The organism is Achromobacter sp. ACM05 (assembly GCF_019218915.1).
Taxonomy (GTDB): Bacteria; Pseudomonadota; Gammaproteobacteria; order Burkholderiales; family Burkholderiaceae_B; genus Achromobacter; species Achromobacter animicus.
This window is the reverse complement of record NZ_JAHUWQ010000002.1, coordinates 862,525-885,917: the sequence shown is the minus strand read 5'-3', so window position 1 is coordinate 885,917 and position 23,393 is coordinate 862,525. Positions and strand designations below refer to the sequence as shown.

The 23,393-nt window shown below is 65.8% G+C and carries 24 protein-coding genes; 14 read left to right on the top strand and 10 right to left on the bottom strand.

Annotated features, from left to right (window positions below):
• Positions 1–19: 19 nt before the first annotated feature.
• Positions 20–184, bottom strand: coding sequence for a hypothetical protein (locus KW836_RS15015; protein WP_167427925.1), 165 nt, complete (start codon positions 182–184; stop codon positions 20–22).
• Positions 185–367: 183 nt separating this feature from the next.
• Between KW836_RS15015 and KW836_RS15010 the strand changes: the two genes are divergently transcribed.
• The gene (locus KW836_RS15010; protein ID WP_218343767.1) at positions 368–1,420 is read left to right on the top strand and encodes a DNA topoisomerase IB; all 1,053 of its coding nucleotides are present in this window, start codon (positions 368–370) and stop codon (positions 1,418–1,420) included.
• Here KW836_RS15010 and KW836_RS15005 read toward each other — a convergent pair whose 3' ends face one another.
• The gene (locus KW836_RS15005) at positions 1,421–1,672 is read right to left on the bottom strand and encodes a hypothetical protein (RefSeq protein ID WP_056561187.1); all 252 of its coding nucleotides are present in this window, start codon (positions 1,670–1,672) and stop codon (positions 1,421–1,423) included. It abuts the gene before it with no gap.
• Between the two features lie 147 nt (positions 1,673–1,819).
• Between KW836_RS15005 and KW836_RS15000 the strand changes: the two genes are divergently transcribed.
• From KW836_RS15000 to KW836_RS14990, 3 genes are all read left to right on the top strand, one after another.
• Positions 1,820–2,149 carry a four-helix bundle copper-binding protein gene (locus KW836_RS15000; RefSeq protein WP_175136547.1) on the top strand — a complete coding sequence of 110 codons (330 nt, stop codon included), beginning with the start codon at positions 1,820–1,822 and terminating at the stop codon, positions 2,147–2,149.
• A 95-nt stretch (positions 2,150–2,244) separates the two neighbouring features.
• Positions 2,245–2,565, top strand: coding sequence for a YqjD family protein (locus tag KW836_RS14995; protein WP_224776797.1), 321 nt, complete (start codon positions 2,245–2,247; stop codon positions 2,563–2,565).
• Positions 2,566–2,647: 82 nt separating this feature from the next.
• The gene (locus KW836_RS14990; RefSeq protein WP_218343765.1) at positions 2,648–3,538 is read left to right on the top strand and encodes an SDR family oxidoreductase; all 891 of its coding nucleotides are present in this window, start codon (positions 2,648–2,650) and stop codon (positions 3,536–3,538) included.
• Positions 3,539–3,613: 75 nt separating this feature from the next.
• Here the strand turns inward: KW836_RS14990 and KW836_RS14985 are convergent, their stop codons facing one another.
• Positions 3,614–4,258, bottom strand: coding sequence for a DUF4142 domain-containing protein (locus tag KW836_RS14985; RefSeq protein WP_370633030.1), 645 nt, complete (start codon positions 4,256–4,258; stop codon positions 3,614–3,616).
• A 7-nt stretch (positions 4,259–4,265) separates the two neighbouring features.
• Positions 4,266–4,856 carry a hypothetical protein gene (locus tag KW836_RS14980; RefSeq protein WP_218343763.1) on the bottom strand — a complete coding sequence of 197 codons (591 nt, stop codon included), beginning with the start codon at positions 4,854–4,856 and terminating at the stop codon, positions 4,266–4,268.
• Between the two features lie 168 nt (positions 4,857–5,024).
• Here KW836_RS14980 and KW836_RS14975 point away from each other — a divergent pair, with 168 nt between their 5' ends.
• Positions 5,025–5,291: a hypothetical protein gene (locus tag KW836_RS14975; protein ID WP_218343761.1), complete on the top strand. Its 267-nt coding sequence runs from the start codon at positions 5,025–5,027 to the stop codon at positions 5,289–5,291.
• A 51-nt stretch (positions 5,292–5,342) separates the two neighbouring features.
• Here the strand turns inward: KW836_RS14975 and KW836_RS14970 are convergent, their stop codons facing one another.
• Complete coding sequence (locus tag KW836_RS14970; RefSeq protein WP_218343759.1) at positions 5,343–5,558, bottom strand: hypothetical protein; 216 nt, start codon at positions 5,556–5,558, stop codon at positions 5,343–5,345.
• 151 nt (positions 5,559–5,709) lie between these two features.
• On the opposite strand from KW836_RS14970, the gene KW836_RS14965 reads away from it, so the two are divergent.
• On the top strand, positions 5,710–6,084 hold the full coding sequence (locus tag KW836_RS14965) for a hypothetical protein (protein WP_175185471.1): 375 nt from the start codon (positions 5,710–5,712) through the stop codon (positions 6,082–6,084).
• A 6-nt stretch (positions 6,085–6,090) separates the two neighbouring features.
• On the opposite strand, the gene KW836_RS14960 is transcribed toward KW836_RS14965, so the two are convergent.
• Entirely contained in the window at positions 6,091–7,476 is a 1,386-nt protein-coding gene (locus KW836_RS14960; protein WP_175136551.1) for a sigma-54 dependent transcriptional regulator, read from the bottom strand.
• Positions 7,477–7,652: 176 nt separating this feature from the next.
• Between KW836_RS14960 and KW836_RS14955 the strand changes: the two genes are divergently transcribed.
• Positions 7,653–8,657, top strand: a complete 1,005-nt coding sequence (locus KW836_RS14955; protein WP_255595686.1) for a sigma-54-dependent Fis family transcriptional regulator — start codon at positions 7,653–7,655, stop codon at positions 8,655–8,657.
• Positions 8,658–8,814: 157 nt separating this feature from the next.
• Complete coding sequence (locus KW836_RS14950) at positions 8,815–10,260, top strand: RNA polymerase factor sigma-54 (protein WP_218343757.1); 1,446 nt, start codon at positions 8,815–8,817, stop codon at positions 10,258–10,260.
• Positions 10,261–10,382: 122 nt separating this feature from the next.
• Here KW836_RS14950 and KW836_RS14945 read toward each other — a convergent pair whose 3' ends face one another.
• The 3 genes from KW836_RS14945 to KW836_RS14935 all read right to left on the bottom strand — a co-directional run bounded on the left by KW836_RS14945 (position 10,383) and on the right by KW836_RS14935 (position 15,266).
• The gene (locus KW836_RS14945; RefSeq protein WP_175136553.1) at positions 10,383–10,745 is read right to left on the bottom strand and encodes a hypothetical protein; all 363 of its coding nucleotides are present in this window, start codon (positions 10,743–10,745) and stop codon (positions 10,383–10,385) included.
• A gap of 145 nt (positions 10,746–10,890) precedes the next feature.
• A complete protein-coding gene (locus tag KW836_RS14940) occupies positions 10,891–13,887 on the bottom strand; it encodes a GAF domain-containing protein (RefSeq protein WP_218343756.1) in 2,997 nt (998 codons plus the stop codon).
• Between the two features lie 98 nt (positions 13,888–13,985).
• On the bottom strand, positions 13,986–15,266 hold the full coding sequence (locus tag KW836_RS14935) for an MFS transporter (RefSeq protein WP_218343754.1): 1,281 nt from the start codon (positions 15,264–15,266) through the stop codon (positions 13,986–13,988).
• A 104-nt stretch (positions 15,267–15,370) separates the two neighbouring features.
• On the opposite strand from KW836_RS14935, the gene KW836_RS14930 reads away from it, so the two are divergent.
• Together KW836_RS14930 and KW836_RS14925 are read left to right on the top strand one after the other, a co-directional pair.
• On the top strand, positions 15,371–16,270 hold the full coding sequence (locus KW836_RS14930) for a LysR family transcriptional regulator (RefSeq protein WP_175121602.1): 900 nt from the start codon (positions 15,371–15,373) through the stop codon (positions 16,268–16,270).
• Positions 16,271–16,421: 151 nt separating this feature from the next.
• Entirely contained in the window at positions 16,422–18,068 is a 1,647-nt protein-coding gene (locus tag KW836_RS14925; RefSeq protein WP_370633029.1) for a mucoidy inhibitor MuiA family protein, read from the top strand.
• Between the two features lie 17 nt (positions 18,069–18,085).
• Here the strand turns inward: KW836_RS14925 and KW836_RS14920 are convergent, their stop codons facing one another.
• Entirely contained in the window at positions 18,086–19,312 is a 1,227-nt protein-coding gene (locus tag KW836_RS14920; RefSeq protein ID WP_218343752.1) for an EAL domain-containing protein, read from the bottom strand.
• A gap of 316 nt (positions 19,313–19,628) precedes the next feature.
• Here KW836_RS14920 and KW836_RS14915 point away from each other — a divergent pair, with 316 nt between their 5' ends.
• The 4 genes from KW836_RS14915 to KW836_RS14900 all read left to right on the top strand — a co-directional run bounded on the left by KW836_RS14915 (position 19,629) and on the right by KW836_RS14900 (position 23,303).
• Entirely contained in the window at positions 19,629–20,762 is a 1,134-nt protein-coding gene (locus KW836_RS14915; protein ID WP_239213366.1) for a 3-deoxy-7-phosphoheptulonate synthase, read from the top strand.
• Positions 20,763–20,886: 124 nt separating this feature from the next.
• Entirely contained in the window at positions 20,887–21,381 is a 495-nt protein-coding gene (locus KW836_RS14910) for a hypothetical protein (protein WP_175121604.1), read from the top strand.
• A gap of 319 nt (positions 21,382–21,700) precedes the next feature.
• Entirely contained in the window at positions 21,701–22,423 is a 723-nt protein-coding gene (locus KW836_RS14905) for a response regulator transcription factor (RefSeq protein WP_175121605.1), read from the top strand.
• A gap of 10 nt (positions 22,424–22,433) precedes the next feature.
• The gene (locus tag KW836_RS14900) at positions 22,434–23,303 is read left to right on the top strand and encodes a CoA ester lyase (RefSeq protein WP_218343750.1); all 870 of its coding nucleotides are present in this window, start codon (positions 22,434–22,436) and stop codon (positions 23,301–23,303) included.
• Positions 23,304–23,393: the final 90 nt, after the last annotated feature.

The window sequence follows — 23,393 nt, the reverse complement described above, 5'->3', positions numbered from 1 at the left end:
GTTGTGTAAGAGCGACGCCTCAAGCGTCTTTCGGCGGCACGATTTCCTTGACCGGCGGGGACAGCGGCGGCAGATCCACGTCCGGCTCATCGGTATCCGGGTCCACGGGCAGGTCGCCCGGCGGCGAGCCGGGCGGAATCGGGTCCGGCTTCGGCGGCACATGTAGTTGCAGGACGGTTTGCATTGCACTCTCCTCTGAAGATTCTCTCGCGGGCGGCGCTGCCGGTCCGGCGGGCGGTTCCGGTAGCACGATTGCCGACAACGCCTTCAGCAAGCGCCGTGCCCAAACCCGCGCGCCGCCCGGCGCGGGGCGTTCGGGAACGCGGCATGCTGGGTCGGGGCGCTACCGCGCGCACCCGGAGATTGAATGAGCACCCGCACGCAAAAGGACCCGGATCCCCTGCCCGTCGAAGAGGCGGCGCTGACCTATGTGGACGACACGGAACCCGGCTACACCCGCGTGCGGGTGAATGGCCATACGTTCCACTACCTGGACGAGAAAGGCGCCCGTATCACCAACGAATCGGAAATCCAGCGCATCAACGCGCTGGCAATTCCGCCGGCCTACGAAAACGTGTGGATCTGTCCGTTGAAGGATGGGCACCTGCAGGCCACGGCGCGCGACGCGCGTGGCCGCAAGCAGTACCGCTACCACCCGGATTGGACGGCGGTGCGCGATGCCACGAAGTACAAGAATCTCCTGTCCTTCGGCCATGCCCTGCCGCGCATCCGGCGCCAGGTCGAGCGCGACATGAAGACACCGGGCCTGACGCAGGACAAGGTAATTGCCGTACTGGTGCGCCTGCTGGAGATCACGCTGATCCGCATTGGCGGACGCGAATACGCGCGGGCAAACAAATCCTACGGCCTCACGACGCTGACGCGCCGCCACACCACCGTGGCCGGCAGCCGCTTCCGGTTCCGGTTCCAGGGCAAGAGCGGCGTGGCGCACGATGTCACGGTCACGGACCGGCGGGTCGCCCGCATCATCAAGCAATGCCTCGACATCCCCGGCCAGCAGCTATTTCAATATCTGGATGCGGACGGCGACAAGCGTCCGGTGGATTCGGGCGCGGTCAATGCCTACCTGCGCCACGCGGGCGGCGGGGAATACACCGCGAAACACTATCGCACCTGGGCGGGGTCGGTGATGGCCTATGCCGCGCTGCAGGCGCGTCCCTTCGAGGACGAGCGCCAAGCCAAACAGGAGGCCGTGGACGTCATCAAACAGGTGTCCAAGCGTCTAGCCAATACGCCGGCCGTCTGCCGCGCGTGTTATGTGCATCCGGCGATCATGGAGGCCTACCTGACCGGCACGCTGCCGGCCCGCAAGGCCGCGCCGGCGGGTCCTCGCGGGCTCAGCGCCGACGAGCGGCGCCTGCTCGCTTTCCTTCATGAACAGCAGGCGGCCGATGCGTAATCAGAAGATCGACGAGCGCGCGTTTTTGGCGCGGGGCTGCGGCGCGGAACCGTCGGCCCAGTTCGACTCGGTCTTGTTGTCGACCACTTCACGCTTGTCGCGGGCGGCCTCGTCGGGCGTATCGGCATCGGGTTTGTCCGGTAGATTCGGCACGTCGACGGGACCGCTCGGCGGCAGTATCTTAGCGTTATCCTGCGCGGATTTGTCGGCGCGCGCCGACGGGGTGGATTTGGGTGCGGACGAAGGTTTCATGGTGGTCTCCAGCCAGTGCGAACCTTCATCCTACGGCCCCTCGCCCGCTGGACAAACTGTCAAGACCTTCAAATTGCAAGCGGATGTGCCGCCGAGCGCCCTGCCCTTGTGTGGCTGCACGGCGTCGGCCGTTCACAAGGAGATGCAATGCGAGACCCAAACTTCGAGCAATGTGTGCAAGCCTGCTATGAATGCGCGGTGGCGTGCGACCAGTGCGCCGCCAGCTGCCTGCGGCAGAATCCGGCGCAGCTCAGGGCCTGCATCGCCTTGTGCGTCGACTGCGCGGCAGTCTGCCGGCTATGCGCGGCCCTGCTGGCGCGCGATGGCGAATTTGCGCAAGCGCTGTGCACGGTGTGCGCGCTGGTCTGCGATGCCTGCGCACGCGAGTGTTCCACGCATGAATCCGAAAAGTGCCAGATCTGCGCGGGGGCCTGCATCGCCTGCACGCTGGCATGCCGAGACATGGTCGAGGCGTAAGCCTTGCCCCGCCCCGCGGCCGCCCGGGCCGGCCGCGCCGGCGCATTTTCCGCCCGACAGTCAAGGAGCTTTCGATGGCCACGACGAATACCCCTATGCCTTCCGACTTCCCCGAGAACGGCCCCGACAATCGTGGCGCCTACAGGCGCTCGCGGCATCCGGAAAGCTGGATTGACGAGTTGGAAGCCACGCTCAGCGACAGCTCGGCAACCGACCTTGAGGCCTTGAAGGCGCGCTTGGGCGATCAGCTTCAAGCCACGCGTCAAAGCTTGCGCGACGCGTCCGACAACGCGCATGACCTGATGCGCGAAACCCTGGATTGCACCGAGGAATACATTCACGCGCGCCCCTGGCAGGCAGTCGGGCTGGCGGCGGGTGCGGCGTTTCTGCTCGGCATCATCGTCGGCCGTCAGTAGCCGGTCGGCTCGGTCGCCGGGAACGGCGTTTGCTTGACTCCCGGGCGCAAGGCGCATCCCGCGCCGCCCAATGGGAGAAAACATGAGCACACCCAAGAACGCCCAGACCGGCGACCGCCCGCATCCCACGCCGCCCATGCCAGGCCAGCACCTGGACGAACAGCCAGGCGTTGAAGCCGACATGGTGCTCAAACCGCAGTACCGGGCGCCCGGATACAAAGGCAGCGGCAAGCTTCAGGACAAGGTCGCCATCATCACCGGCGGCGACTCCGGCATTGGCCGCGCGGTGGCCGTCCTGTTTGCGCGCGAAGGCGCTGACGTCGCGGTGCTGTACCTGAACGAACACGAAGACGCCAAGGAGACCAGCCGCGCGGTCGAGGCCGAAGGCCGCCAGTGCCTGCTGATCCCCGGCGACGTGCAGGATTCAGCCTTCTGCAACGAAGCGGTGGCGCAGGTCGTCAAGCATTTCGGCAAGCTCGACATCCTGGTCAATAACGCCGCCTTCCAGCTGCATACCGACACGCTGCCGGAAATCAGCGACGAGAAATGGGACAAGACGCTGCGCACCAACATCACCGGTTATTTCTATATGGCGCGCGCGGCGCTTGAACACCTGAAGACGGGCGACGCCATCATCAACACAGGATCCGTCACGGGCCTGAACGGCAGCGGCAAGCTGCTGGATTACTCGGCGACCAAGGGCGCGATCCATGCGTTTACGCGATCACTCGCATCCAATCTGGCCGAGCAAGGCATCCGCGTGAATGCGGTGGCGCCGGGCCCCGTGTGGACGCCCCTGAATCCGGCCGACCGAAGCGCCGAAGAGATCAAGTCGTTTGGCGAAAAGACGGACTTGAAACGCCCCGCCCAGCCCGAGGAAATCTCGCCGGCCTACGTCTTTCTGGCATCGCCCGAATGCTCGAGCTACATCACGGGCATCGTGCTGCCCATCACCGGCAGCGCGGGCGACTGAGCGGCTGGACATGACCGAAGGGCCGTACTTTTAACGGCCAATCCCCCGGACACCTGCCGCGCCGTGCGCCGGCCTTCACTTTTCCGGCACCACAGAAGCCGGCGCGGCGCGGGACGCCGGGGACACCGGCGGTGCTTCCCCCTTCGGCGCGGGGTGGATCTTCTCACCATTGACGGCAGGCTCACGCTGCAGCGCGCGGCTCATCGCATAGTGATCTTTCAGCATCGGCAAGGTGCGGACCGCAAAGTCACGCACCTGCGCGTCTTCTGACGCTTTCGCAGCAGTCTCAAACAGGCGGTTGGCGGTTGCGTGCGCGTCCACGGCGGCCTTCTGGATGTAAAGCTGGTCGAACGACGCGCCGGTCATGCCGCCCAGCTCGTGGAGCGTCGCGCGTTCAGGCTCGGCCGGCTGATCCGGCAGCGCCACATTTTTCGCCGCGGCCAGCGCCTTCAGTTCTTTGTTCACCGCGGTGTGCTGTTCGAGCATCTTCGCCGCAAAAGCGCGCACCTGCGCATCCTGCGCGCGCTTGCCGGCGAGCTCGGCGGCCTGTACTTCAAACATGCCCGAGCCCGACGCCGCCTGCAGAAAGCGGGCGTCGGACGCGTCCAGTTCGGCGGCGTGGCTTACATGGCCAACGCCCGCCAGGACGACCGCAACGGCCACAGCCGCCAGCGAGGGGATGGTAAATGGCTTCATTGTTCTGTCTCCGTGAGCGGCCACGCGGCCTTCAGTTCGCGGTGGTCGGCGCTTCGACGCGGCGCGGCGGGTCCAGCGGATCGAAATCCTGCCATTTGCCGTCCTGCCAGCGGCCATTCGCGCGCTCGATGTCCGTGCCGCCTGCCGCGCGCAGAATCTGACGCGCCTGCTGTTCGCGCCCAATATCCACATGCAGCGCCAGCATCACGCCCGCCTGCCGCACCGGCGGATGCGACTTCTCCGGTTCGCCCGGCGCCGTGCGCACGCGTTTCTTGCGGCCGATCACCCACATGGCGCCCGCCAGCGCGCCGATATAAGCGCCCACGCCCGCTGCCGCGATGGTGATGAAGATGGACGCGGCCAATTGCGCGGCAATCACCCCCGCCACCAAGGCGAACACCAGGCCCAGCAGCGACGCGCCGGCCACGGCGCCGAAGTGCCCGCCTTTGGCGTCCGGATCGGCGACGCGGTCACCGCCCAACGGAAAGCGCCCGTGCTCGCCCGCAATGCTGACGTAGAACGTGTGGATGTCGTCCTCGGCATAGCCCTCGGCAAACAGCTTCTGGGCGGCCAGCGTGGCTTCGTCGAAGGTCTGGAACCGTGCAGCGACAATCAAGGACATGACAATCTCCCGGTAGAAAATTCACCCAGCAGGAGCAACTTCCATACCCGCGCGGCGCCACTCGGTCCTTGACTGGCAATCGCGGCATGGCGCTTGCTGCGATTCGATGGCAAATGGCGACGTCCACGGATGTGTCCTGGACGCGCTTTTCCCAACTTGGAGATCCCCATGCCCCGTATCCCCGACACCGACCTGAACCTTGACGACAGCGGCCGGCCCGACCTGGGCCCTAGCGACTCTTCCGATTCGGCCAGCGACCTGCCGCTGGACCGCCGGCACACCGACAGCGACTCCCAGGCCACCGGCGAACGCGAGAGCGTGGAACCGGACCTCATGGACGACGACGGTGCAGACGTCGCCACTGATCGCGTCACGGACGCAGACGAGGCCGGCATCTCGCGCGATGCGCCCGACCCGGTCCGCAATGGCGGCTAAGCCCGGCGTCTGCTTCGCGCCGCGCCAGCCGCGCGGCACGAAGCGCAACGGTCACTTCCCTTCGGGCCGCTTCCCGGGATACTGACCGCCTTCCTCGTACTCGGGCCCTCCGCGGTTAGGCTTCTTGTCCGATTCCCGCTTGTAGGGATCTTCCTTGTCGGTCGCCTTATCCGCGCCAAATTGGCCGCTCTGGTTCGACGCTTCCGTTTCGTCCTTCGGGGTGTTGGCCTTGGACTTTCCCGGCTGTTGTTCGTGTTGGGTCGTCATGAATGCTCTCCTTGAAACGCGCCCGTCCGAAGATGGCGGACAGGCAGCGGCTCATTGCGCAAGCGCCGTGCCTGAAAAACCTGGGCACGGCACTTGCTCTGACCCTGGTTGGGTCCGCCAACTACCGGACCAATTTCCCAAGGAGTCAGTCATGAAGCTGTCCAAAACGATTTGCCCCGCTTTCGCCCTGTGCTTTTCGGTCCTCGCGTTCCAGGCCTCCGCGCAGACCGGTGCTGCCGGCGTTCGCACGAACGATCAGATCGACAACCAATACAAGATGGACAAAAAGCAATGCGACGGCATGAAGGGCAACCAGAAGGATGTCTGCCAGCAACAGGCCGAAGCCACGCGCGACAAGGCCAAGGCAGACGCCAAGGCCGCCAAGGAAAAGGCCGAAGCCTCGCATGACGCCGCGAAAACGCGCAATGATGCCGACTATAAAGTCGGCAAGGAAAAGTGCGACGCCATGTCCGGTAATGCCAAGGACGCCTGCATGGCAGACCTGAAGACCCGCTACAACAAATAAGCGGGTCTAGGCGGATTCCCGGGACGGTCCACCCGCCCGGGAATTCTCGCCAGGCAGCGGATAGCCCGCTGCCGCGTATTCCTCAAGACGGTTGTAGAGCGTCTTGGGACTGATGCCCAGCACGGCAGCCGCCTGCTTTTTCACGCCGTTGCAGCGTTCGAGCGTCGCCAGGATAAGACGCCGATCGGCCTCTGCCAGCGTCTCTCCGACAGGCACGCTGACCTGACCGCCAGACGACTCGCCAGCCGGCGAGACCTGCGGCACCAGCATTTCCAGATCCAGCACATCGCCGTCAGCCATGATGAACGCGCGGCGAACAAAATTCTTCAGTTCGCGCACGTTGCCCGGCCACTCGTATTGCTCCAGTGCCGCGGCCGCTTCGGGCGAAAACGCCTTGTTCTTCCCGGATTCTTCGTTGAGCGTCTGCAGGAAGCGCTGGGCCAGAAACTGGATGTCGCTGCCGCGGTCGCGCAGCGCCGGCAGTTCGATGGGAAACACGCTCAGCCGGTAGTACAAGTCTTCGCGCAGCTTGCCTTCCTGCACCGCCTGTTCCGGATTGCGGTTCGTGGCGGCCACCACGCGGATGTCGCAGGCGATCTCGCGATTGGTCCCCACGCGCATGAACTGCCCCGTCTCCAGCACGCGCAACAGCTTGACCTGCAGGTCCAGCGGCATTTCGGTGACTTCATCCAGGAACAGCGTGCCGCCGTCCGCGCGTTCGAAGTACCCCTTGTGCTGGCGGTCGGCGCCGGTAAAGCTGCCGCGCTCGTGCCCGAACATTTCGCTTTCGATCAGGTTGGGCGAAATCGCGCCGCAGTTGACCGCGATGAACGGCCGCTGGCGGCGCGGGCTGAGTTCGTGGATGGCATGGGCAGCCAGTTCCTTGCCGGTGCCGCTTTCGCCGATCAGCAAGGTGGTGACGGTGGTGGGCGCCACGCGCCCGATCTGGCGGTACAGCGTCTGCATCCGTTCGGACTTGCCGTACAGCTTGCCGAAACGGCCCGGCTCCTCGAAAGGCGTGCCGGGCAGCTCGCCGCCCGAATTCACCATGATGCGCTTGAGGATTTCTTCCAGGCGCTCCATGCAGATCGGCTTGACCAGATAGTCGGTCGCACCCAGGCGCAAAGCCTGGACGGCGTTGTCGACAGTACCGTGGCCGGTCATCACCACCACTTCCGCGCTACTCGCATTAACGTTCTTGAAAATGTCCATGCCGCTGCCGCCCGGCAATCGGACGTCAGTCAGCACCAGGTCGGGCGCTTGCCGTTCGAGCTGGATCAGGGCGTCCTTGACGCTGGCTGCCAGGGCCACCGAAAACCCGCTATCGCGGCCGATTTCGGCCAGTGTTTCTCGTATCGCATCGTCGTCATCGACGATTAGCAGGTGAGGCATGCTATCTCCGTATCCCTTCTATAACGCTCAGAATAGTCACTATGGGGGCGGCCAGTGCAAATATTTTTCGGATTCCACCAACGTTTTCCAATGCTTGCAACTCGTCGCAATCAGAGAGTAGGCTGCACTCTACGATGCACTTATTGCAGGCCCGCTTCCGGGACTGAGGATCAAGCATGGCTAGTCGAAATACCGCTACGCGCACCACCGCGCCTTCGCCCACTTCCGTGTTCGCCGACACCAGCGGCATGTCGCCGCAGATGCGAAAACTGGGAAACCAGATCGCCCTTGCGGCGGCCACCGATGCAAGCGTGTTCATTATCGGTGAAAGTGGCGCTGGAAAGGAAATCGTAGCGCGCGCCATCCACGATGCGAGCGATCGCCGCGACCAGCCGTTCGTGGCGGTCAACTGCGGCGCGATCAGCGGATCGTTGGCGCATGCCGAACTTTTTGGTCACGAAAAAGGCAGCTTCACCGGCGCCGTGTCCCAGAATGCGGGCTATTTCGAGTTTGCAAGCGGCGGCACATTGTTTCTGGACGAAGTCACCGAAATGCCGCCGGACATGCAAGTGCACTTCCTGCGCGTGCTCGAAGTCGGCACGTATCAACGCGTGGGCGGCACCGATGTGTTGCGCGCCAATGTGCGCGTCATCTGCGCCAGCAACCGCGACCCCGCTGCCTCCGTCGCGGACGGCCGGTTGCGTCAGGACTTCCTGCACCGTCTGCTCGTGATTCCTTTGCGCGTGCCGCCGCTGCGCGAGCGCGGCGACGACGCCCTGCTTCTGGCCAAGCAATTCCTGGACACGTTGAATGCGCAGCACGGCACGCAGAAGACGTTTTCGCCGCACATGCTGGAAGCGATCAAGGCGCACGACTGGCCGGGCAACGTGCGTGAACTGCGCAACGTGATCCAGCGCGCCTACATCATGGCCGACACGGAGCTGGACGCCGAGCTGCTCACGCGCAAGCGCGGCCCGAACCAGGCTCAGATGCGCGAAGGCTCGCTGAACTTTCCCGTAGGTATGCCGCTTGGCCGGGCCCAGCGCGAGTTCATCCTGGCCACGCTGGCGCATCATGCCGGCGACAAGCGCCTGGCCGCCGAGACGCTCGGCGTCAGTCTGAAGACGCTGTACAACCGTCTGGATGTCTATGAAAAGGACGAGCCCGAAGCGGCCGCCTGAGCAGTTATTACCACCCCCTTTGTAATACTGTCCCAGCATGCCGCGTTCCCGCCGCGGCTCCCCCCTTCAAATGGGGCTGGCACGATTTTTGCGTCTATGAAAGGAACGAGCCGCCTTCCGGCGGCTGCCCCTTCAGGAGACTCGATTGGGCCACCCGATGCAAGAACTTCGCCTGCGCCAGCAAATGACGCTGGCGCCGCGTCTGCAACAATCCGTCAAGCTGCTTCAGATGTCGGCGTTGGAGTTCACCACGGCCGTGCAACATGCGCTTGCGACGAACCCTTTTCTCGAAGATCCGGACGAATCGGAGCCCGAGGCGGCCCCGGCTGCGCCCGGCGTCCGCGGTGAGATGACGGAGCAGGCCGACGGACAGTCCGCGCCAGAACCGGTCGCGGCATCCGAAAGCCCGGACATGGATGAACCCCTGCCCGACGCGCCGGCCTATTCCGGCGACTATCCCACGCACGCTCCGTCCGGCGGCGACAGCGATCTGGGCCAATGGGCCTGCGCCAACGTGTCGATGCGTGATCGCCTGTCCTTCGAATTAGGCAACTACCACCTGCAGCCGCGCGACCGCCTGCTGGCTGAATTCATCATCGACGCGCTGGACGACGACGGCTACCTGCGCACCCCGCTGGAAAATCTTTGTACGGCCGCCGACGAAGACATCAATCCGATTCCCGACGAAAGCGAATGGATGGCGGCCCTGCGCCTTGTGCAGCAACTGGATGCGCCGGGGATCGCTGCGCGCGATCTGCGCGAATGTCTGACGCTGCAACTGGCGGCGCTGCCCGACGAAGACGACGCCACGCGGGCGCTGGCCCAGCGCATTGTGCAGGACCATCTGGAACGTCTGGGCAAGAACGATTACGCCGGCCTGCGCCGTGCTTTGGCATGTTCGGACGATGCCCTGCGCGACGCCTGCGCGCTGATCCGGCGCCTGGATCCCAAGCCCGGCGGCCGCTACAGCGGCGACGCGCCGGTGTACGTCGTGCCCGATGTGTTTGTCGACAAATGGCAGGGACGCTGGCGCGTGCTGCCCAATCGCAGCGCCATGCCGCGCGCACGTCTGCACAGCGCCTATGCGGACCTCTTCCGCCGCGCCCGGCTGGACGACCGCAGCCCCATGGCGCAAGAGCTGCAGGAGGCGCGCTGGCTGGTGCGCAATGTCGAGCAGCGCTACACCACCATTCAGCGCGTGGCCGAAGCGATCGTGAAGCGCCAGCAGATGTTCTTTGAGTACGGCGAAGTCGCCCTGCGTCCGCTGATGCTGCGCGAAGTCGCCGACGATCTGAACATGCACGAGTCCACGGTGTCGCGCGCCACGGTCAGCAAGTACATGACCACCCCGCGCGGCGTCTTTGAATTCCGCCACTTCTTCTCGCGCGAACTCGCAACAGAATCGGGCGGCTCGTGTTCCGCCGCAGCCGTCCGCGCGCTGATCAAGGAAATGGTGGACGCCGAAGATCCGTCCATGCCGCTTTCCGACGTGGCATTGACGCAGCAACTGGCGTCCAACGGCATTCTTCTCGCCCGCCGCACCGTATCCAAATACCGCGGCCAGTTGCGCGTGCCTCCGGCTGAATTGCGCCGCCAGCATTGAATCGCGGCACCGGCATGAACCGGTGCCGCGATTACTTGCGCGGGGACGGCCTTTGACCCCGACTTGATTTCCGCGGCACAAAAAAAAGGCTTCCTTTCGGAAGCCTTTTTGTGTGGGGCTGCTTACTTGCTGCCGCCCGTGTTCGGATATCCCGGAGGAGGCGCGGCGCCTCCGGCCGGAGTAGCCGGCACATTGTCATTGGCTTCGCGCTTGCGATTGGGCATTTCCGACCCATGCTTGTCGGACTTCATGTGACCGCTCTTGTCCAGGTTCGGCGGCGTGGTGCCGGTCTGGGGCGCCGCGTTCGGGGCGGGCGGAATCTGGCCCGGAGGCACCTGGGTGTTGGGCGGCACGGCAGCCCCGTCATTCGGCGTCGTGGACGGCGAGGTCGGGGGCGAGCTGCGGCCCGTGGATTGGGCATAGGCACCGCCGGCGGCAAGGCCGGCAATCATGGCAAACGCGCAAGTCATGGCACGGTATTTCATAGCGTAGCTCCTTCCTTGGTTGAAATGCTTCAACCTAGTCGCAAGCCCCGTGCCTGACCCCCGCTTTATCTACTCCCCCTGCGGTAGTCCGCCATGCGGGGCATTTTTTACCTGCCGTTGAAACACTTGACCGCCTATTTGACCTCTACCCCGCCCGCTGCGGCCCCGCGCTCTCCTCCAGCATCCGCTGCACCCGTTCGCCCAGCGCATCCAGCGAGAACGGCTTGACGATGAGTTCCATGCCGTCCTCCAGGAAACCACCCGCGCTGGCCGCGCTTTCGGCGTAGCCCGTCATGAGCAGCACGCGCAGGCCGGGGTGAGCGACGCGCGCGGCGTCCGCCAACTGCCGGCCGTTCAGGTTGGGCAGGCCAACGTCCGTCACCAGCAGGCTCAGGTTACGCGTGGACGTCACCAGCTCCAGACCTGCCTCCCCGTCGCCGGCCGTCAACACATGCAGGCCCATATCCACCAGCGACTCGCGCACCATTTCGCGCACGTTCGTGTCGTCTTCGACGACGATGACGAAGGCCTGGCCGGCCGACGCCGCTTGCGTGCCGGTCGCCCGCGGCGCATCCGCGGCCTGTTCCGGCACGCCTTGATGGCGAGGCAGGTACAGCCGCACCGACGTCCCGACGCCTACGGCGCTTTCCAGCACGGCACTGCCGCCGGCCTGCTTGGCAAAACCGTAAGTCATGGACAGCCCGAGCCCCGTGCCTTCGCCCAGCGGCTTGGTGGTGAAGAACGGGTCGAAGGCGTGCGCCAGCACATCGGGCGACATCCCGCAGCCCACGTCTGACACCGTGACCTCGACAAACGGGCCCGGCTTGACGCCTGGGCTCTGGCGCAGCGACGCTTCGTCCAGCTGCGTGTTTGCCGCCGCAATGGTCAACACGCCGCCATTGGGCATGGAATCGCAGGCGTTGATCACCAGGTTGAGCATCGCGTTCTCAAACTGGTTCTTGTCGCAATTGATCGGCCACAGGTCCGGGTCCAGATCGAAGACCAGATTCACGCGCTCGCCGGTATACCGATGGAACAGGTCCATCATGGAATGCAGCGTGCCCTCCACGCTGAACGGCTTGGGGTCGATCGGCTGGCGCCGCGAGAAGGTGAGCAGGCGCTGCGTCAGGTGTGCGGCACGGTTCGCGGAATCCATGGCCACCGTGATGAACCGCTGCGCCTGTTCGGGCACGCCGGCAGACAGCTTGCGCTGAATGAGATACAGCGCACCGGTGATGCCCTGGAGCATGTTGTTGAAATCGTGCGCGATGCCGCCGGTCAGGCGTCCCACCGCCTCCATCTTCTGGGCCTGGCGCAATGCATTCTCGGTGTCGGCCAGCGCCTCGGCCTGCGCTTTCAGATCGGAATCATCACGTCCCGCGACGTACAGGCTCTCTTGCGACCACGACATGCTCCACGTGATCCAGCTGTAGCCGCCCTCGCGCCGCAGGACCCGGTTTTCCAGGTGCCGGGCGGGTTGAGTGCCGTCCGCCTGCGCGTGCGGCGACCAGGCGGTGCGCGTCGCGTCCAGGTCGTCCGGGTGGATCAGCTCGGCCAGCCCCATCGACAGAAACTGGTCGGGACTCCAGCCCAGAATGGGTTGCACGGCCGGATTCACGCTGGCAAACCGGCCCCTGCTGTCGATGACGGCCAGCAGCTCGGGAGACATTCGCCAGATGCGATCCCGCTCGGCAATGGCGTGCTCCACCCGCTGCTCCAGCATGCGTGCGTATTGCGAACGCTCGACCGCGTCGCACATCCGTTCGGCGACTTCCTCGATGAACGCCAGATCCGCCGGCTTGAGCCGGCTGCTCGACAAGGGGCGGACCAGCAGCGCACCGCCTTGCCGCGCCCAGCGGCGCATCGGCACGACGATGGCCGACGGGCGGATGTCGCCGCCCTCTTGCGCCACCAGCGGCTGCAGATAGGTCGTGCGCCCCTTGCGGACGGCGTCGAAAAAATCTTCGTCCAGTTGTTCTGTCGCCAGCGCGCCGTGGCTCGCCACATCATGCTCGGAACGCCAGCAGGTCGACACCACCGGCGCCGCGCCGTCGCCGGCCCAGTCCAGAACCGCCACCAGTCCCAGCGACAGGTGCTGACCCAATCCCGCGCAGGCGGTTTCCTCGATGGCCGGCTGCAGATGGAGTTCTCGCATGCGGTCGCCCAGCGCCAGCAGGAAATTCTTGCGATGCTGGCCTTCCCACAGCTCGGTCTCGGCGGCTTTGCGCGCGGTGACGTCAAGAAACAGCGCCATGATGCGATCGGGGCCTTCCTTGCGCGCCCGCGCCTCGTACCACGCATCCTTGGGCGCGGGCACGGCAAATTCAAATTGGGCGGGCTCGCCCGACTCCACGACCTGCGCGAACGTATCCAGGATCTGGCTGGGAACGCCGGGAATCATCTCGCGCAGCGTGTGGCCCAGCGTGTCGCCCTCGCGCATGCCGCTCTGGCGTTCAAAGGCGGGGTTCACCTCCAGAAAGCGGAAGTCGGCGATGCGGCCGTCCTCGCTGCGCAGCGCTTCGGCAAGAAAAAACGCTTCCTGCATGCCGTCGAACATCGCCCGCCAGCGCTCGCCGCTGCGTCGCAAGGCCACGTCCAGCAGATGCCTTTCGATCGCTAACGCCGCGCTACGCGTTACCAGCGCGATCGCGTCGATATCCTGCGCGGTCGGCAGCCGGCATTCTTCGTAGTAATTGGAGAAGACGCCCAACAGCCGTCCGTCTGGCGCCTTGATCGGCGTAGACCAACACGCGCGCAAGCCATTCTCCAAGGCAAGGTCGCGCCACGGCGCCCAACGCGGATCGTTGGCAATATCGTCCGTGTAGACCGGCTTGCCCGAATGCGCTGCCGCGCCCCACGAGGCGGTCATCGGCCCGATGGCTACCCGGTCCACGGCGGCATTGAACGCGTCCGGCAGGCCGGGTGCGGCGCAATGCCGCAATTCGGTTCCCGCGTCGTCCACCACCGCGATGGACGCGCGCAGCGTCACACTCGACTGCGCCTCGACGGCGTTCAGCACATGTTCCAGTACCTGCCGGATCGGTACGCCGGCAGCTATGCGCTCCAGCATGATGCGTTCGTCTTCCAGACGAGCTAGCGTGTCGGTCCATGGCAGGGACACGCGGTCTTGCTTGGTCAGCATGGTTCCCCCTATCGCAATACAGAATGTATCGCGATAGAAGCGCGCGTGGCGCAACCCTGCGTAACGCGACGCTACCCTTCCCTGAAAAAAGGGTGCGGTCAGGCGGGGCCAGCGGCGCCAGCCGCGGGATGCCGCCGTCCGGTGCGCCAGGCGAGACCCGCGCTGATCACGAGCGCGGCGGCCAGCAAGCCGCCCGCCATGGCGGCCACGCCATGCCAGCCGCCGGCGGTCCAGAATTGGCCGCCAAGTGCCCCAAGCACGCTCGATCCCACGTAATAGACCAGCAGGTAGAACGAGGCGGCCAGCGCCTTGTAGCCACGCGCCATCTGCCCGACCCAGCCGCTCGCGACGGCGTGGGCCGCAAAAAAGCCGAAGGTGAAGACGACGATGCCTGCGATCAGCACGGGCAACGCGTTGGAAAGGGTCAACAGCAGGCCCGCCAGGGCAAGGCCGGACGCGGCGGCCAGCATCGCGCCGCGCCCGTGCCGGTCAGCCAGGCGGCCGAACCAGGTCGAGGCGAAGATGCCCACCAGGTAGACGACAAAGATGAACCCGATGAAGGTCTGGCTGAGCGAGAACGGCGGCAGCAGCAGGCGAAAGCCGACATAGTTGTAGACCGCGACGAACGCGCCCATCAGCAGCCCGCCCATGGCGAACAGCGCGCACAGCGGACCATTCTTCAGGTGCGCGCCGGCGCCTTCCCGCACATCCGCCCACACGCCCGCCCATCCCTGGCCCCGGCGTGGCGTGAACCGGCGCGAGGCCGGCAGCAGCCACACGAACAGCAAGGCCGCGATGAGGCCCAGCAATCCCAGCGTGCCCATCGCCGCGCGCCAGCCGAAATGGTCGGACACCAGGCCGGTGATGACCCGTCCCGACAGCCCGCCGAATGCGCTGCCGCTGATGTAAAGCCCCATCGCGAAGCCCAGTGTGCCGGGCTCCACCTCTTCGGCCAGGTAGGCCATGGCCACGGCGGGCACCCCGCCCATCGCCACGCCTTGCAGCGCGCGCAGCGCCAGGAGACTCTGCCAGTCCGGCGCGACGGCCGCGACGGTTCCGAGCACGGCGGAGGCAAACAGCGACCACGCCATGACCCGCTTGCGCGGCAAGGCGGCGGAAAACAGGCCCACAAAGAAGATCGCGATGGCCAGCAACGCCGTGCACAGCGACAACACAAGGCTGCTCTGCGCCGGCGATACGTTGAACGCATGAGTGAACAGCGGCATCAGCGGCTGCACGCAATACAGGAGGGAAAAGGTGGAAAAACCGGCGGCAAAGAGTGCCCACTGGGCACGGCGCAGTCCCGGCGTACCGCGCGCCAGATACTCGGGCGCCGTGGCGCCACGTTCGGTTGCGGGACTTGCAGAAGGGGTAGACATCAGGATTCTCGAAAAACACCGGGCTTGAGCCCGTGCAGACAAAGTAGACTTTTCCCCTGCATATGTCCAATATATGAAACCTGATCCGTTCATATTTTAAAAAGATGGAATTGCGCCACCTGCGTTACTTCACCGCAGTTGCCGAGGAACTGCACTTCACGCGCGCGGCGGCCCGCCTGGGCATCGGCCAGCCTCCGCTCAGCCAGCAGATCCAGCAACTGGAACGCGAGATCGGCACACCGCTGTTCCTGCGCTTGCCCCGGGGCATCGCGCTGACCGAAGCCGGCGCCCAGTTCCTGGACGATGCGCGCGCCATCCTGGCCAGCGCCGACCGCGCCATCGACATGGCCAGACGGCTGGGCCGCGGCGAACGCGGCGCCATCACGGTGGGCTTCACTGCATCGGCAGTATTCCACCCCTACCTGCCCCGTGCCATCCGTGCCTACCGCGACCGCTATCCCGACGTGCGCATCACCCTGACCGAAAGCAATACCATCTCGCTGCTGCGCGGGCTGCGCGCTGGCGAGGTGGATGTCGCCTTTGTGCGCCCCCCTTACGTGCTGGACGCCGAATTCGAATCCGAGCGCGTGCTGGACGAGCCGATGTTGATCGCCCTGCCGCCCGGCCATCCGCTCAGCCGCAAACGTGCCGTTCCCATCGCCGAACTGGCTGACGAAGATTTTGTGCTGTATCCGCGGCCCATCGGCGCGGGCCTGTACGACGCCATCCAGTCCGCCTGCCAGCGTGCCGGCTTTGCCCCGCGCGTCATCCAGGAGGCCCCGCAGATGGCGTCGATCGTGAGTTTGGTGGCGGCGGGCGTCGGCATTTCGATCGTGCCCGCCGCCATGCGGCACATGGGCGCGCAAGGCATCGAGTATCGGCCCATCAAGGGCGATGCCCCGCACGCCCTGCTGGACATGGCGTACCGGCGGCACGACCGATCGGTGGCTGCGGAAAACGCGGTCGGCATGTTGCGGCGGCTGGCGCATCCGGAGCGCGATTGAGTTTTCACGAACCAGCCGTATCCCCCTGTCGCGTTTGTCATTTCCTGTAAACCGTCCGGGCGAAGCCGGCGATAGACTCTCGCGCTTGCCGGCGATGCGTCCCCGTGGGAGACCCGCTGTCAGCCGCGTTCAACTTTATAAAGGTGCTCCCGTGAGACGTACCCTTCTGGCCCTGGCTTTTGCGTCGATCCCCGGACTGGCTGCCGCCGCCGCGCTGCCCTCCTCCATCGGCGCCGTCACTGTCTACCAGGATCGCGCCGTCGTCACCCGCGCCGCCAGCAGCGAGCTAGCCGCGGGCGAACACGAGCTGGTGCTGGAAAACCTGCCCGCGTCGCTCCAGGAAAACTCGCTGCAGGTGTCTGCCAAGAGCACCGGCCAGGCCACACTGCTTGACGTCAAGGTCAGCGACGTCTACCAAGCCGCCACCGCCAACGAACGCGTGCGGCAGATCGAGGCGCAGATCGACAAGCTGGTCAGCCGTCAGGCCGCGCTGGACGACGAAGCTGCGGTGCTGGATAACCAGCGCGAACTCATCCTGATGATGCAGCGCGGCGCCACGGAACCGGCCAAGGACGGCGCGCGGCTCACGCTGGACGAACTGAAGGCGATCCAGACCCTCAGCGCCGAGTCGCTGGCCACGACGCTGGCGGGCCTGCGGCGCGTGGCAGAACAAAAGACCGAGCTGGAGCGCGAGATGACGGCGCTGCAAACCCAGCTTGGCCTGGTGCGCGGCGAATCGGGCCGTCGCACGAAGACCGTCACATTGCGGGTCAACATGGCGCGCGCGGGCAAGCTGGACCTGGCGCTGTCGTATGCGGTGGCGGGCGCACGCTGGACGCCGGCCTACGACGCGCGCCTGCGCCCTGCCGACCGCAATGTGGATCTGGGCTACTTCGGCGTCATCCGCCAGAACACCGGCGAAGACTGGCAGAACGTGAAGCTCACGCTGTCCACTGCCCGGCCGTCCCTGGGCGGCGGCGCGCCGACGCTGCGTCCGTGGATCATCGACGTGGCCGCGCCGCCCCCGCCGCCCCGGCCCGTTGCCGCGCCCGCCCCCGCCGCCGTGCAGGCCGAGATGCACGCCAAGCGCGCGCCGCGCGCCAGTGCGGTGGAAGACAGCGCCGTGCTGCCCGAGCCCGAAGCCGAAGCCATCGATGTCTCGACGGCCCAGGTCCAGAACGCCGCGACCAGCGCGTCGTTCCAGATCAAGAATCCGGCCACGCTGCTGTCGGACAACACCACGCAACGCGTCGCCATCGCAACGACCCAGCTGCCTGCGACCTTGCAATACCAATCCACGCCGGGGCTGCGCGAGACCGTCTACCTGACTGCGCAGGCCAGCAACAACACCGACTTCCCCTTCCTGGCCGGTCCGCTCAATACCTTCCTGGACGACGCGTTCGTGGCGTCAGGCACCATGAAGGCCGTGATGCCGGGCGAAAAACTGGAGCTGGCCCTCGGCGCCGACGATGGCATTTCCATCAAGCGCCAACTGGTGAACCGCTATACCGAAAGCACCGGTTTCTCGGGCAGCGGCAAGCGCGTCACCTACGAGTACAAGATCACCGTCAAGAACAACAAGGCCACCAAGGAACAGGTGTCCTTCGCGGACCGCCTGCCCATCTCGCGCAACGAGAAGATCGTGGTCAAGCTGCTGTCGCCGTCCGAGCGCGACATCAAGCGCGAGGAAGACGGCAAGCTGGTGTGGGACTGGGAACTTGAGCCGGGCAAGTCGCGCGAGACGGTGCTGAAGTTTTCGGTCGACTATCCGGGTGACGTTGCCGTGTTCGGTCTGTGACGTGCAACCTGTGACCCTCAATGCGTGCGGCAGAACTCGATGAACGCATCGGGGTCCAGGGGCACGGAAATCCCGTAGCCCTGCGCCACATCGCAACCCAGTTCGCGCAGGAGCTGCACATCGCGCTCCTGCTCGACGCCTTCGGCGACCACGCGCCGGCCCAGCACCCGCCCCATTTCAATCGCGGCCGCCACGACGGCGCGCGAGGCGGGCTCGCGGTGCATATGCACGATGAAGTCGCGATCGATCTTCAATTCATTGAACGGCATGGCGGAAAAGAGCCGCATGGACGCGATGCCGGCGCCGAAATCGTCCATCGCCAGCTCAAAGCCGCGCACACGTAGAAGGTTCAGCGTCGACGACAGCGCGAGCCAGTCGTTGACCGGCTCATCCTCGGTAAGCTCCACCTTGATCAGCCGTGCGGGCAGTCCCGCCTGCCCTACCTTCTGCTCCAGCAGGCCGGGCAAGTCGCGCGAGCACAGCGTGGACGCCGAGGCGTTGATCGCAATCGGCACGGCGATGTCCTCGTCCTGCATCTGACGCAACACGTTCAGCACGCGGTCGGTGACGCGGCTGAACAGCATGCGGTCCATGCCCAGCCGGTGCGCCGCCGGCACGAAGTCCGCAGCGGAAACGGCGCCCAGCTTCGGATCGATCCAGCGCGACAGCGCCTCGGCCGCGACCACGCGCCCCGTCGACAGGCTGATCTGGGGTTGCAGCACCACGCTCATCCCGGTGCCGGAAAGCAGCGCCTGGCTCAGCGCGGCTTCCATGACTTCGCGCCGCACCGACTTGGGTTTGTCCGGCGACGCCGATTCGTCGTCGATGCTGTGCAGCGCATTCTTGATGGCCTGTTGCATCGCCACGCGCGACACGGGCTTGGAAAGCGCCTGCGCCGACGGGCAACCGGCTTGCAGGGCCAGGCGGACATGCGACTGCAGCAGTTCGTCGCTCAGGCTGCTGATCCAGATGATCGGCGGCATGCTTTTCAGGCGCCCCGCGTCCACCAGCCTGCGCAGGTCGTTGGGCAGCCGCGTGCCATCGCCTTCGCCCATCACGATATCGCTGATCAGCACGTCATGATATTGACGCGTGATCGCGCCAACCGCCTCGATGCTGCTTGCCAAGCCCGCCACGCGGCGATAGCCCAATGCCAGCAGCATGTTCTGCAGGTAGGCGCGTTCGACTGGGTGATCCTCCACGAGAAGAATCCGTCGGGACGCTCCGGCATCGGGTTTTGGCATTGCTGACCGTCCTGGACCTGTATACACGGTAAGAAGCCGCACGCGGCCCCCGCCTGCGCCTGCCGCAAGCCGGTTGCACCCGGCCAACTGAGAGCGTGAATCAATGCTAAGGCATCCACGCGAAACATGTCTTTATCGATAACGGGTTAATTCAGTTCGTCACCGATAGGCGTAGCCAGCGGCGCCTCCGCCGTCCGGCTCCGTTCATTGGGGCCTGTCCCCGCCGCACAGACTTGCCTCAGCCACCCATCCGCCTCCACCGTCCGCGGGTGCGATAATGGCGGACTTTCCCGCATCTACCGGCACGGAGCTTCTCTTGACCCGCATTGACGACCCCCTGCACGACCGCGAGGTCGGCGCCGCCGACGCCACCCAGGACAACACGCGCACCGACGACACCCGCATCAGCGCCGTGCGCCCGCTGATCTCACCCGCGCTGCTGCAGGATGAACTGCCGGTGTCAGCCGACATCCAGACGCTCGTCGAGCAAAGCCGCGCGCAGATCGCCGACGTGCTCCACGGCCGCGACGACCGGCTGGTCCTGGTGGTGGGCCCCTGCTCCATCCACGACCACGCGCAAGCCATGGAATACGCGCGCAAGCTGCGCGCCGCCGCCGACGAGCACAAGAAAGACCTGCTGATCGTCATGCGCGTCTACTTCGAGAAGCCCCGCACCACCGTCGGCTGGAAGGGCTACATCAACGACCCGCGCCTGGACGGCAGCTTCCGCATCAACGAAGGCCTGCGCCGCGCCCGCGAACTGCTGCTGGACATCAGCGGCCTGGGTCTGCCCATCGCCACGGAATTCCTGGACCTGCTCAGCCCGCAGTACATCGCCGACCTGATCGCGTGGGGCGCCATCGGCGCACGCACCACGGAAAGCCCCAGCCACCGTCAGCTCAGCTCCGGCCTGAGCTGCCCGCTGGGCTTCAAGAACGGCACCGACGGCGGCGTGCAGATCGCGGCCGACGCGATGGTCGCCGCGAGCGCCAAGCACGCGTTCATGGGCATGACCAAGATGGGCATGGCCGCCATCTTCGAAACCCGCGGCAACCAGGACACCCACGTGATCCTGCGCGGCGGCAAGCAAGGCCCGAACTACGACGCCGCCAGCGTGCAAGCCTGTTGCGACGCCCTGCGCAAGGCCGGCCAGCGCGAACAGGTCATGATCGACTGCTCGCACGCCAACTCCAACAAGTCGCACGTGCGCCAGATCGACGTGGCCAACGACATTGCCGCCCAACTTGCCCAAGGCGACTCCCGCATCACGGGCGTCATGATCGAAAGCCATCTTGAAGAAGGCCGCCAGGACCTCAAGCCCGGTGAGCCGCTGCGTCATGGCGTCTCCATCACCGACGCCTGCCTGGGCTGGACGCAGACCGAGCCCGTGCTGGCCGCCCTGGCCCTGGCCGTGCGCCAGCGCCGCGAAAAGCTCGCCGCGCGCGGTTGATCGCTCGCGGGCGTCGCGCGGGATAGCCCCCGCGCCGCCTGTTACAGCACGCACCTGAAACAATTGGTATCATGCGCGTCTTCAGGGGCCTTGCGCCCCCTCCCGCTTTTCTTTTCGTTCAGGTATGGATCGTTCTCGCCTTGTAGGGGCCGCACCGGCCCAGTCCGCCCCCATGCGGCACAGCATTTTCATTTACACCGAAGAACAACGCGGCAACCAGATGGTCGAGTCCCGCGTGATCGGCATGATGTCCGACGTGTCCGGGTCGGAAAAACTCATCGTCGTGGAAGACCCGTTTCACGGGCTCAAGTACGTCTACCGCATCGACCACGAGAGCAACAATCTGGACGCGGCCGCCATCACCGAGATCGACGAATCGCGGTTCAACGGCAAGTCCTCGATCGAGATCAATGCCATGTCGTACCGGCTGGGCACCGCGGACAATGCCGTCAAGCTCTTGCGCGGCAAAACGCGCTGGATCCAGGATAAGGGCTCGGTGCTGTCGGTGCTGCTGCAAAATGCTGCTGCGCGCAAAACGCGCTTTGCGCCGGCCCGGATTGAACGCGATCGGATGCGCAAAGTGCCCGAGGGTGTGCCGGTGGAATTACTCCCTTCGTAGGCGGGACGGTATCCACCCCGGTTCTTCTTATCCACAGAATTTGTGGATAAGAAAAACCCAAACGCCCGGCTGATGGCCTTTCGGGGGATGCGCACCGGGCTGCGCAATTTTTGACCAACTGATTTTTCCCTGCCGCCTGGATCGCATCCTTGATCCATGCCGCGCCGCCGCATCGGCGGGAATGATATTCTGCGCGCACGCACGCCAAAGACGTATACCGTCGTCCTCTGATTTTTCCGCGCGATCGCGGCCATTCAAGAATTCACAGCATGACCAGAACACACCTGTTCGCCCCCGGAGCGCCCAAGCGCGCCACACCGTGACGATCATCGTCGTCGACGACCACGGGGATTGGCGCGACTCCATCGCCGAGTACATCCAGGACCTGGGTCTGGACAAGACCATCCTCACCGCAGGCTCGCTGGCCGAGCTTGACGAGCTGTTGCTCACCGTAACGCCCGCGATCCTCGTGCTGGACGCCATGCTGCCGGACGGCGATGGGCTGGCGCGCGTGTCGCATCTGCGCACCTCCTATCCGTCAATGGGCATCATCATGCTCACCGGACGGCTTCTGAGCGAAGACAAGGTATCGGGCCTGAGCCTGGGCGCCGACCACTACCTGACCAAGCCCGTCAACCTGGCCGAACTCGGCGCCACGCTGGTGTCGCTGTCGCGGCGCCTGCGCGTCGTGCCGGCCGCCGACACAGAGGACGCGCAATCGGACGCCTGGCGCTTCGACCCCGCGCGCCGCACGCTGACCTCGCCCAGTCAGATCAGCGTCGACATCACCGATACCGAAAGCCGCCTGATCGGCGCGCTGATCCAGGCGGCGCCACTGCCGCTGACGCGCGCCCGCCTCGTTGAAGCCCTGGGCGCAAGCGCCGAGGCCTACGACACGCATCGGCTGGACGCCCACATGCATCGGCTGCGGCGCAAGCTGCGCGAGCTGGCCGGTGGCGACCTGGGCATCCGCACCGTCTATGGCGTGGGCTACGTCTGCACCACGCCCGTCACCATCGTCGGCAGCCTGCCCAAACTCTGAGACCGCCCGCATGAACGCCCCTATCCGCCCCCGCCGCTCCGTTCTCTACATGCCCGGCGCCAACGCGCGCGCATTGGACAAGGCACGCACGCTCGACGCGGACGCGCTGATCCTCGACCTGGAAGACGCGGTGGCGCCCGACGCCAAGGCGCAGGCCCGTGCCCAGGTCGCCGCGGCGCTGCGCGAAGGCGGCTATGGACGGCGCGAGTGCATCGTGCGCGTCAACGCGCTGGATACGCCGTGGGGGATGGACGACGTGCGCGCCGTTGCGCAAGCCGGCGCCGATGCCGTGCTGCTGCCCAAGGTCGAATCCCCCGCCCAGTTGGCCGCGCTGGCGCAGGCCCTGGACGCGGCGGGCGCGCCCATGGATCTGCCGTTGTGGGCCATGGCCGAAACACCGCTGGGCTTTCTGCGGCTCGATGCCATCGCTGGCGGCCATGAACGGCTGGCCGCCATCGTCGTCGGTACGTCTGATCTGGTGAAGGATCTGCATGCGCGCCACACGCCGTCGCGCGACGAGACGCTGCTGGCGCGCTCGCTTGCCGTGATGGCAGCACGGGCGCACGGCCTTGCGGTTCTGGATGGCGTCCATCTGGATCTGAACGACGATGCTGGCTTGCAGGACGCCTGCCGGCAAGGACGCGACCAGGGCTTCGATGGCAAGACGCTGATCCATCCGCGCCAGATCGCCGCTGCGAATGCCGCCTTTGCGCCGACGGCAGAAGAGCTCGATACGGCGCGCAAACGGCTGGACGCGTGGCGGGCCGCGCAGGCCGAAGGTAAAGGCGTGGCGGTGGTTGACGGGGCCTTGGTCGAGAACCTGCATGCCAGCGAGGCCGAGCGCGTGCTGGCGCTGGCGGCGGCAATTCAGACGCCGTAGGGGGATGCGGCCGGAACTGTCCGGCCGGATCGCCGCAACCGAGGCTGCCCGGCCGGACCTTCCCGGCCGGACCTGCCCGGCCGGAGCTTC